The sequence below is a fragment of the Moorena bouillonii PNG genome, from assembly GCF_001942495.1.
GTDB classification, from domain to species: domain Bacteria; phylum Cyanobacteriota; class Cyanobacteriia; order Cyanobacteriales; family Coleofasciculaceae; genus Moorena; species Moorena bouillonii.
This window is the reverse complement of the sequence record NZ_MKZS01000001.1, coordinates 1,329,304-1,338,236: the sequence shown is the minus strand read 5'-3', so window position 1 is coordinate 1,338,236 and position 8,933 is coordinate 1,329,304. Positions and strand designations below refer to the sequence as shown.

At 42.3% G+C, this 8,933-nt stretch carries 10 protein-coding genes; 4 read left to right on the top strand and 6 right to left on the bottom strand.

The annotated features are described in order from the left end of the window. Positions 1-528: 528 nt before the first annotated feature. Entirely contained in the window at positions 529-1,152 is a 624-nt protein-coding gene (locus BJP37_RS05515) for a type I restriction endonuclease (protein ID WP_075897103.1), read from the top strand. A 61-nt stretch (positions 1,153-1,213) separates the two neighbouring features. Beyond that, on the top strand, positions 1,214-1,540 hold the full coding sequence (locus BJP37_RS05510) for a XisI protein (RefSeq protein WP_075897101.1): 327 nt from the start codon (positions 1,214-1,216) through the stop codon (positions 1,538-1,540). An 88-nt stretch (positions 1,541-1,628) separates the two neighbouring features. Here the strand turns inward: BJP37_RS05510 and BJP37_RS05505 are convergent, their stop codons facing one another. The 4 genes from BJP37_RS05505 to BJP37_RS05490 form a co-directional block, all read right to left on the bottom strand. Continuing rightward, positions 1,629-1,985, bottom strand: coding sequence for a hypothetical protein (locus tag BJP37_RS05505; RefSeq protein ID WP_229415211.1), 357 nt, complete (start codon positions 1,983-1,985; stop codon positions 1,629-1,631). A gap of 87 nt (positions 1,986-2,072) precedes the next feature. Next, positions 2,073-2,408, bottom strand: a complete 336-nt coding sequence (locus BJP37_RS05500; RefSeq protein WP_075897099.1) for a XisI protein — start codon at positions 2,406-2,408, stop codon at positions 2,073-2,075. Continuing rightward, a complete protein-coding gene (locus BJP37_RS05495; RefSeq protein ID WP_075897097.1) occupies positions 2,396-2,812 on the bottom strand; it encodes a XisH family protein in 417 nt (138 codons plus the stop codon). The genes BJP37_RS05500 and BJP37_RS05495 overlap by 13 nt, the downstream gene beginning before the upstream one ends. 42 nt (positions 2,813-2,854) lie before the next feature. Further along, entirely contained in the window at positions 2,855-3,124 is a 270-nt protein-coding gene (locus tag BJP37_RS05490; RefSeq protein WP_075897095.1) for a hypothetical protein, read from the bottom strand. A gap of 83 nt (positions 3,125-3,207) precedes the next feature. Here BJP37_RS05490 and BJP37_RS05485 point away from each other — a divergent pair, with 83 nt between their 5' ends. Next, positions 3,208-4,167 (top strand): Rpn family recombination-promoting nuclease/putative transposase, encoded by a 960-nt coding sequence (locus BJP37_RS05485; RefSeq protein ID WP_075897093.1) that lies wholly within the window; start codon positions 3,208-3,210, stop codon positions 4,165-4,167. Here the strand turns inward: BJP37_RS05485 and BJP37_RS05475 are convergent. Together BJP37_RS05475 and BJP37_RS05470 are read right to left on the bottom strand one after the other, a co-directional pair. Continuing rightward, entirely contained in the window at positions 4,158-7,013 is a 2,856-nt protein-coding gene (locus tag BJP37_RS05475) for an AAA-like domain-containing protein (RefSeq protein ID WP_081431084.1), read from the bottom strand. The genes BJP37_RS05485 and BJP37_RS05475 overlap by 10 nt on opposite strands. Continuing rightward, positions 7,003-8,391, bottom strand: a complete 1,389-nt coding sequence (locus BJP37_RS05470; protein ID WP_075897091.1) for an AAA-like domain-containing protein — start codon at positions 8,389-8,391, stop codon at positions 7,003-7,005. The genes BJP37_RS05475 and BJP37_RS05470 overlap by 11 nt, the downstream gene beginning before the upstream one ends. A 174-nt stretch (positions 8,392-8,565) precedes the next feature. Here BJP37_RS05470 and BJP37_RS43295 point away from each other — a divergent pair, with 174 nt between their 5' ends. Next, positions 8,566-8,688 carry a hypothetical protein gene (locus tag BJP37_RS43295; protein WP_269086953.1) on the top strand — a complete coding sequence of 41 codons (123 nt, stop codon included), beginning with the start codon at positions 8,566-8,568 and terminating at the stop codon, positions 8,686-8,688. Positions 8,689-8,933 lie beyond the last annotated feature (245 nt).

Here is an 8,933-nt window from a genome sequence, read left to right as displayed (position 1 = left end):
GGGGGGAGCCATACTCGCTCGTCCCCCTTTTTTAAGGGAAACGGGGGATCTCCGAGGCAAGAAGACACGCCCTAACCCCTCCCAGGAGGGGAAGAGAGGGAACAGGGAAAAAAATCTGTGTACCTGATTAGGCTAAAAACCGCTATAGTTAACCGGAAACGGGTACCCTTTAGTGGTAAACGGGTACCCATTTGTTATACACCAGTAAGGGAGCAGGGAGCAGGGAGCAGGGAAAAATTCTGTGTACTTCATAGCTATTAAAAACGCTGTACAACAGTTTTGGTATGATTATTATTAGTAGGGATAAAAAATTATAGCGTTTCTCGCATTTATGAGGTACGCTTTTCAATCTCAAAGTCCCCCTTATTAAGGGGGATTTAGGGGGATCAATTTGTCCCTTATGGGATATAGAATTGCTATATAGCGGTTTTTAGTCTAATCAGGTACACAGGCTTTTTTCCCTATTGCCTATTGCCTATTCCCTATTCCCTGCTCCCTGCTCCCTACTCCCTTATAGTAAATCAAGCCATGGTTACCGCAATTCCAGCTAACCAAATTACCCTCTATGATTTAAGAATAAAGTTTGGCTTAGAGCGCACCGATGATGAGCAATTCTTTCAGGAGTGGCAAGATGATTTACCAGAACTAACAGAATTAGAAAAAAAAGAGCTAAAGGAAATAAAGAGAGACTATCTCCACTTATCAGAGCGTCCGATGGTGGAAACCATTGTCAAAATGGTAGTACTTTCCCCATTATTGAAACTAGCTGGTTTTTATCGTTATCCCTTTTATATTACTGCTGAAAAAGTCGTAGAAATTACTTCCCAAGATCAAGAAACAATTATTACCGGAAGACTTGATATACTCATCTACACTCCAGAATTTTGGGTATTAGTCATCGAAGCCAAACGAGCCGATTACTCCCTAGAAGTTGGCATCCCCCAAGCACTAAGTTATATGCTAGGGAGTCTTGAATCAAAAAGACCTGCTTTTGGATTTATCACTAATGGGCCAGATTTTATTTTTCTAAAACTGAGCAAGGACAATACACCAAAGTATGGTGAATCAGATTCATTTTATCTTCGGAATAAGACAGGCTTAGAGCAGGTTCTCAAAATCCTAAAGCGGTTTAATCAATTAGTGAGGCAATAATCAAGTATTAATATCAAGTCTGGTTAATTGTTTACGATCCGAATCATGAGGTTATTGACCAATGGATAAATTAGATCAATATCGTCAGATTACCTGCGAATTTTTAGAAAGTTTTGCCAGTTATGATCTCAATGCTAAACTTATCTTTGATAGAGAACGGGATCGTTATCTGGTTTTCCACAACGAATGGCGTAATGAGTACCGCATCTATGGCTGTGCCATGCATCTTGAGCTGATCGAAGGTCAAATCTGGATACAGCACAATAGTACGGAGATTTATATTGATCGTGAACTGATTGAGCGGGGTGTTTCTCCCAAAGATATTATACTGGGATTTCGCTCTCCCAGCGTCCGCAAACGTATTGCTGCTGCGATGGAAGACAAGTAAATGCGCAACCTAACCGGATTTTAACTAACAGTGAGGGGTAGTAGGGTGGGCAAATAATCAAAGTCAGTAGGGGTTTGGTGGGCAAAGCCTACCATTTATAACCGTTACGGAGTCCCCAATTTAGCCATGCTTTGATCATTTCTTGAGTATTCCCCTGATGTTCTTCTTGAACAGGATCTTCTCTAGTAATGGATTTTAAAGCCCAAAACCACCGTCCAGATTTTTGTTCAAGTTCCCTTAATAATAACGGAATTGCTTCTTTTCCCATGCCAATAATTTGTTGATAAGCAGGATGCATAGCTGCTTGAGTGGTTGATGAAATTCCTCTGGTTTCTTCCCGCCACTGGTGAACGAGTTGCCTAAACGTTTGTTCGATATCTTCTTGAATTAGGGACATTTTATCTCCATTTTGTGGTTGTAAGTAGGGGTAGGGTGGGCAAATCATCAACCATTAACCAATTGATCATCAATCATGTGCCCTTCCGAAAATTGCCACAGGCTGGAAGCCTGTTCCACGCAACCTAACCGGATTTTAACTAACAGCAAACTCAGTAAATTTGCGAACATCTGGAGGATGAAAAGCTAAAACAATATCACTTTTTGGAATACCTGCTGCTACTAAATCATTAGCAATGCCATCTTCACTATTGTCACATTGAATCCAAATTTTATAATTACTAATTTCCACATGAATCAAACAACTATGAAGATGTTCTTGGTTATTCCATCCTTCAGAAACAATTAAATATTGGTCTGTTTCTCGGTCAAATGCTGCATGGTTACGGATGTTTACATTAGAGTAATGAATGTTAAGATAAGGTGTTAAGGTTTGACGAATAATTTGGCGATAGTTTTCTAATTTATCCATTTTATAATCACCTCCTCTTTCGGGTCAAAAACAATAATTTTAAGCGTGTTATCTTCTAATAAAATCTGTCCTATTTCTTCGGTAAATAAGCGGTTAAATATTACTTCTCTAATAGCTAAATAAAGAAGACGTTCTGAAAGTTGACGTTTAAGAACTTTATCGTATAATATATATTGCCCTAAGGCGTTTTTTAGATCTTCTATTTCTGATGAACTAACAAAACTTTTAACTTCTACAGCAATTTTTTGTCCTTGTTTTTCAGCTACTAATAGTTTTTCAGCACCTAGGTCAATATAGATGTCTTTTTTACCTATTTTAAGGCTTAAAGGGTCATTGGTAATTGTCCATCCATCTTTTATTAGTGCATTTTTTACTGTATCATGATAAATATCTTTGGCTGGCATTTTCAAAATTATTAAGTGTGGGTGCCAAAATAAAAGCCTATCTTAATTATAGTCGGAACGATCTGTAATTTCGTGACAGCCGTAGGGTGCTTGATAAGACGCGATCGCACTCATGTTCCCCCTGGTAGTGTTGGGATAGCCCGGCCCGTAACGCACCGCTAGTGTTGGAACCACCCTTCCGAAAATTGCCACAGGCTGGAAGCCTGTTCCACGCCTGATGCCCATTCCACCCACCGGCTCAAACAGCATGGATTGAGATGCACCCCAATAGGCAATAGGGGCAACAGCTGCATAGTTTTTTAGTAAAATCAAAGAGATGCACCCCAATAGGCAATAGGGAGATAGACGAAATTAAAGCTAATAAAAATACCTTTTGATTGATCGGAATTTTTGATATGGTTTTCCCCTTACCAGATAAATACATTGATCTGCTCACGGATTTCGGCTTTAAGCGCGTCTTTGGCACTGAGCCAAATAAGGCACTGTTGATCGACTTCTTAAATACGCTGCTGCCTCCTCACCATCAAATTCAGGATGTCACTATTAAGAATCCAGAGTTCTTGGGTAAGACTTTAGTGGACAGAAGAGCAATTTTTGATATTTATTGTCAGAGCACAACCGGTGAACGCTTCATTGTGGAAATGCAAAAGGCAAAACAAACGTTCTTCAAAGACCGCAGTGTCTACTATGCCACTTTCCCCATCCAAGAACAGGCGCAACAGGGAAATTGGAATTATCAGCTAACGGCAGTCTACACCGTCGGTATTCTGGATTTTAGTTTTGATGACCATAAGCACGATTCAGAATTGTTGCATGTGGTAGAGCTAAAAAATCAGCGGTGTGAAGTGTTCTACGATAAGTTGAAATTCATCTATGTGGAACTACCGAAATTTACTAAATCTGTTGATCAATTAGAAACCCATTTTGATAAGTGGTTATTTTTATTCAGGCATCTCGCGAGCTGTAATGCTCCCCCTGAACCGTTGCAAGGGGATGTGTTTGCCCAGCTATTTGAGGTGGCCGAGATTGCCAATTTCTCCTCTGAAGAGCAAGCCCTGTACCAGGATAGTCTGAAGGTCTACCGGGATATGTACAGTGTTAATCAAACCTTGATTCAGGAAGGTAGACAAGAAGGTCTCGAACAAGGTAGACAAGAAGGTCTCCAACAGGGTCTCGAACAAGGTAGACAAGAAGGTCTCCAACAGGGTCTCGAACAAGGTAGACAAGAAGGTCAACAAGCAGGTGAACAAGCAGGTATACAAAAGGTTGTTAAACAGATGAAGGCCGCAGGGTTACCCCTGAAGGATATTGCTCAATATACTGGGTTGAGTATGGATGACATTGATCAGTTGTGAAACTCTTGCCTCTTGCCTATTCCCGATTCCCGATTCCCGATTCCCGATTCCCGATTCCCGATTCCCGATTCCCGACTCCCGATTCCCAATTCCCGATTCCCGATTCCCTCTTCCTCGCATACCCATAACTTCTCTTTAGCTTCAGGATTCCTAACAAAGTAATCTTCCAGCAATTCACAGCCCCGACGCAGCAGCTCACCTAAACTTTCAACCTTCAAAATTCTGACAGTGCCGTCCAATGAAGCAGTGACAAGCCTCTGTCCATCCGGGCTGAATGCTAGACTATATACCCTGTGCTCATACCCGGTAAGTACGGCTAAGGGATTGCCCTGGTTGTCCCAAATTCTGGCAGTATTGTCATCTGAAGCAGTGGCCAGCCTCTTTCCATCCGGGCTGAAGGCTAGACTATATACTGATGCCTGATGGCCTGTGAGCAAGGCGATTTGATTGCCCTTTGTGTACCAAAGTCTGGCAGTTTTCTCCGATGAAGAAGCAGTGGCCAGCCTCTTTCCATCCGGGCTGAATGCTACACTATCTACCGGGTACTGATGCCCTCTGAGCACGGCTCTTTCCTTGCCCTGGTTGTCCCAAATTCTGGCAGTGCCGTCATCTGAAGCAGTGGCCAGCCTCTTTCCATCCGGGCTGAAGGCTACACTTGATACCCTGGACTGATGGCCTTTGAGCACGGCTCTTTCATTGCCCTGGTTGTCCCAAATTCTGGCAGTTTTGTCATCTGAAGCAGTGACCAGCTTCTGTCCATTCAGGCTGAAGGCTACACTTGATACCCTGGACTGATGGCCTTTGAGCACGGCTCTTTCATTGCCCTTTTTGTCCCAAATTCTGGCAGTGTTGTCATCTGAAGCAGTGGCCAGCCTCTCTCCATCCGGGCTGAATGCTACACTCGTTACCTCGTCCTGATGCCCTTTGAGCACGGCTAATTGATTGCCCTTTTTGTCCCAAATTCTGGCAGTTTTGTCCAATGAAGCCGTGGCCAGCGTCTTTCCATCCGGGCTGAATGCTACACTCGTTACCTCGTCCTGATGCCCTTTGAGCTTGGCTAGTTCATTTCCTTGTAAGTCCCAAACTTTAGCAGTCGGATCCCATGAAACAGTGGCAATCTTTTCTCCAGAAGGACTAAATTCTACACTAGTTTCCTTGTCCTGATGCCCTTTGGGCATAGCCCGTTCTCGGAATTTACTAATACTCTGATTGAGGGCATATATAGGAGCAGTACCAGGATATTGATCCAGGGGGCGACTATCTTTTACTATGTTAAATAGCTTTTGCCCAGTCTCCATTGCCTGGTACAAAAGCGTTTCCACTTCTGTACTGGTGTCGTAGTAAACATTATTATCCGTTAACTGTCGTAAAATATAATTCCCTTGCTGTTCTAATTGCGTGCCTGTTTTGGCTTCCTGTATTTTTTCTCTAGCTTTGATACCAGTCACCATAGCAAAAGTTGCTGCAACTAAGGACAAACCCATTACAATTCCCCCTATGCGTATGGTTCGCTTAGCTTTCTCTTGAGCCTTGGCTAATATTTCACTAGCCTCTTTCTGAGCCGCCAAAGCCTTTTGGACTTCTCGCTTATCTAAAACCTGACTAGCTCTTAAGAACTGGGAATCCAAATCGCTTAAGGCTTTTCCCCTAGACCATTGTTCCGCCTGCTCTAATGCTCCCCCCCGTAACAGTCGAGAGTCATCGTTACACCCAGAATCAACCCAAGCCGTAAAAGCCTCAGAGTAGGGGCGCAGTCTGGCCAATTCTTTCTTGACCCAATCGGAATTGAAAACCCCCCCATAAATCCGGTTGTTAACTTCCAAACAACCATCACGCTGAACCACCAGCCCCGATAACCTTAATTCCGTCTGTTCTTCACTCCCATCAGCAGCTAGACTACCGTGATCCAACACTTGCTGATACAAACCCAAAAGCATACCAGCCCGTTGCTCATTTCTGAGGATGCGATCGCGTATGGTCTTCAAATGCTCCTGTTCATCCTGGGCTTCCCAATTTGCTATAATCTTGCTACGCACCACCTGTGCCACGGAAAGACTATTGCCCGATGCCCAGGTCTCGACCACCAAACGACACAACCGCTGGGTAAGAAACGGTTGTCCTCCCGTCCAGTTTACTATCTCACCTAACACCTGTTCAGGATTATTAACTTTACTTACCAAACCGGGAAGCAAAGGCTGTTTGGCTTCCTGAAAAGTAAACCCAGTCAAGCGAATATCCCGACCATTATTAAACGGGGTGCGTTGTTTATCCTGAATTAAATCTGCGGGAGTTGCCACCCCCAGCAAACAAAACCTTAGACGATTGTAGGCTGGATTTTCGGCTCTTTGATTGTAACACGCCCTAATTAATGCAAAAAAATCATCTTTAAATTTAACTTTAATTATACTATCAATTTCATCGATAAAAATAACAATCGGTTGACTTAATTCGTCTAGGATAACCGACTCAATAAACTCATCTAACCACTGCACTGGGGAGAATCTATCACGCTCTTTTAACCATGGAATTATCTTGATTTTTCCCTTCAATTTAAAACTCTTAGCAAGACTTCTAATCAAACTGCCATACCACTGCTGTGACGTTACTTCATTGCCAATCCTGGTAACATCAATAGAGGCACAAGCGACTCCCGCCTTTGTTAGCTTTTCCATGGTTCGTACCCGCAAACTGGACTTACCCATCTGTCGGGAATTGAGCACATAACAAAACTCCCCAGCCATCAATGCCTGAAAAAGCTCGTGATCCGCTTGTCGCTTCACATAAGTGGGTTCATCGTAAGCTAAACTACCCCCAACTTTGTAGATTGTTGATTCTTCATTGTTCATTGTTGCTCCCGACTCCCGACTCCCGATTCCCGACTCCCGACTCCCTACTTCCTAAAATGCGATCGCTAAAATACTGACGATACAAATTAGATATCAAACTACAATCATTGCCATGGCGCTGCACCAATCCCATACTTTCCAACTTGCGAGTGATAGTAGCATCCAGGCGCACTGGGTTGGTTGTACTAAGTAATAGTTTAATCGCTTCCAGCAATTTGGGATGCTTTTGAATACTAGTTAACAGTAAGTACAGATGACTGCCATAAATTCCGGCTTCTGTGGGGGCATTAGCCAAAATGGTATCGAGGGTTTTCTCGGCTGGTTGGTGATTCTTGAGATAATCAAATGCTTGGGATAATAAATAAGGATGTCCCCCCACCATTGCCATCAGTTTCGTTACTGAATCCACAGATAACGTCAACCCATAACTGTCGGTAAAGCTCTTAACCTGCTGATCACTAAACTCTAGTAATTCTATAGGTAATCCCACATTAAACGGCGACTTATTGATATCTAAACTAATAGAAAATTCCGTGGCATGACCTACCACCAACCGCAGTTTTTTCCAACTATCGTCAAACTTGCCCGTCTCATGCCAACTACGGAGCAACGGCACAAACCCTTCAGCAATGTCTTGATGCTGAAACACTCGATCAAGGTCATCCAAGCACAACACCAACGGAGTTTCTAAAGACTCTAACAAATACTCTTCAAAGTAGGTGGTACAGTTGTCTAAACTTGTCAAAAAACTATCATCCCAATAGGTTTCAAATTGATTGGGAAATTTGAGTTTTTGACAAATTTGCCAACAAAAGGACTTTAAAAATGTATCTAAGTTAGTGAAAGGGAGCTGATTCATGTTTAAATAAACCTTTCCATAACCCTGTTTTTCGCCATGGGCGATAATATTCTGAATCAATAAGGTTTTGCCCATCCGTTGTGGTGCTTTAATCCGAATTAACGCTCCCGGCTTAACAATTTCCTGATAACAACGAGCTTCAATGGGTGGGCGCTCAATATAAATCTCTTGATCAGCTTTAGATTGATCAAGAGATTGATCAATAAATTTATATTTATCAGCTTTAGAACGATAGGATGACAACTCGTACTCTTTTAATACTTGGTCAGCCACTAACTCAGGCTTATAGGTATTAACGATTTCAACTAATTCACAACGACACTTAAACCCCTTAGCTTCAATATCAAAGTCTTTATAGATTTTAGAAATATGGTTTCTTACAGTAGATACATCATAGACACGTAAAACCTTTTCTTTGATTGCTTCATCTGTTTTGCCACCAACCACAGCCTCCAACACTTGTCGCCTTTTCCAGGGCATGGTCTTTAATTTTTGCTCGAAGGCTTCTTTACTAATCATAGTCGATCCCTGATTTTACCGTAGATAGTCCTATAGTTATTTTAAAGTATTGTTGATGATTTCATCAAGATAGAAACAATAATGTCACGATTTTTTTTTTTAGCAGTTAAAAAATAATCACAAAGATAGTTTTGAGCTTCACTAATGTGAAGAGGTGAAGTGCCGTGAACTAACGTGAAGTTTGTTCGTAAGCGATCAGCGATCAGTTATCAGTTATGGCCTAATGCGCTACGCGAACGCTACGCGAACAGCTATAAGTTATCAGCCAAAGATCAACGGCTGACGGCTGACGGCTAACTGCTTACCAATAAAAAAAATCGGTCAAGTTTTGGTTAACCAATTCTTGACCGATTTCTATTATGTAAGCCATTACAAGTACTGCTGAGCTGATCAGTTAAAGCGCTATGCGCACGCTACGCGAACAGTTATCAGCTGATCAGCTATCAGCTATCAGCCCAAGGCTGACGGCTGACCACTGACCACTGAATGCTTAAGTCAGCAACTGATCCAAAACAACAACATCCTAACTCAGTAAACTAACC

Coding starts and splice junctions, on each gene's coding strand:
- BJP37_RS05515 (WP_075897103.1), top strand. CDS start 529: ATGGTTACCGCAATTCCAGCTAACCAAATTACCCTCTATGATTTAAGA.
- BJP37_RS05510 (WP_075897101.1), top strand. CDS start 1,214: ATGGATAAATTAGATCAATATCGTCAGATTACCTGCGAATTTTTAGAA.
- BJP37_RS05505 (WP_229415211.1), bottom strand. CDS start 1,985: ATGATTTGCCCACCCTACCCCTACTTACAACCACAAAATGGAGATAAA.
- BJP37_RS05500 (WP_075897099.1), bottom strand. CDS start 2,408: ATGGATAAATTAGAAAACTATCGCCAAATTATTCGTCAAACCTTAACA.
- BJP37_RS05495 (WP_075897097.1), bottom strand. CDS start 2,812: ATGCCAGCCAAAGATATTTATCATGATACAGTAAAAAATGCACTAATA.
- BJP37_RS05485 (WP_075897093.1), top strand. CDS start 3,208: ATGGTTTTCCCCTTACCAGATAAATACATTGATCTGCTCACGGATTTC.
- BJP37_RS05475 (WP_081431084.1), bottom strand. CDS start 7,013: ATGAACAATGAAGAATCAACAATCTACAAAGTTGGGGGTAGTTTAGCT.
- BJP37_RS05470 (WP_075897091.1), bottom strand. CDS start 8,391: ATGATTAGTAAAGAAGCCTTCGAGCAAAAATTAAAGACCATGCCCTGG.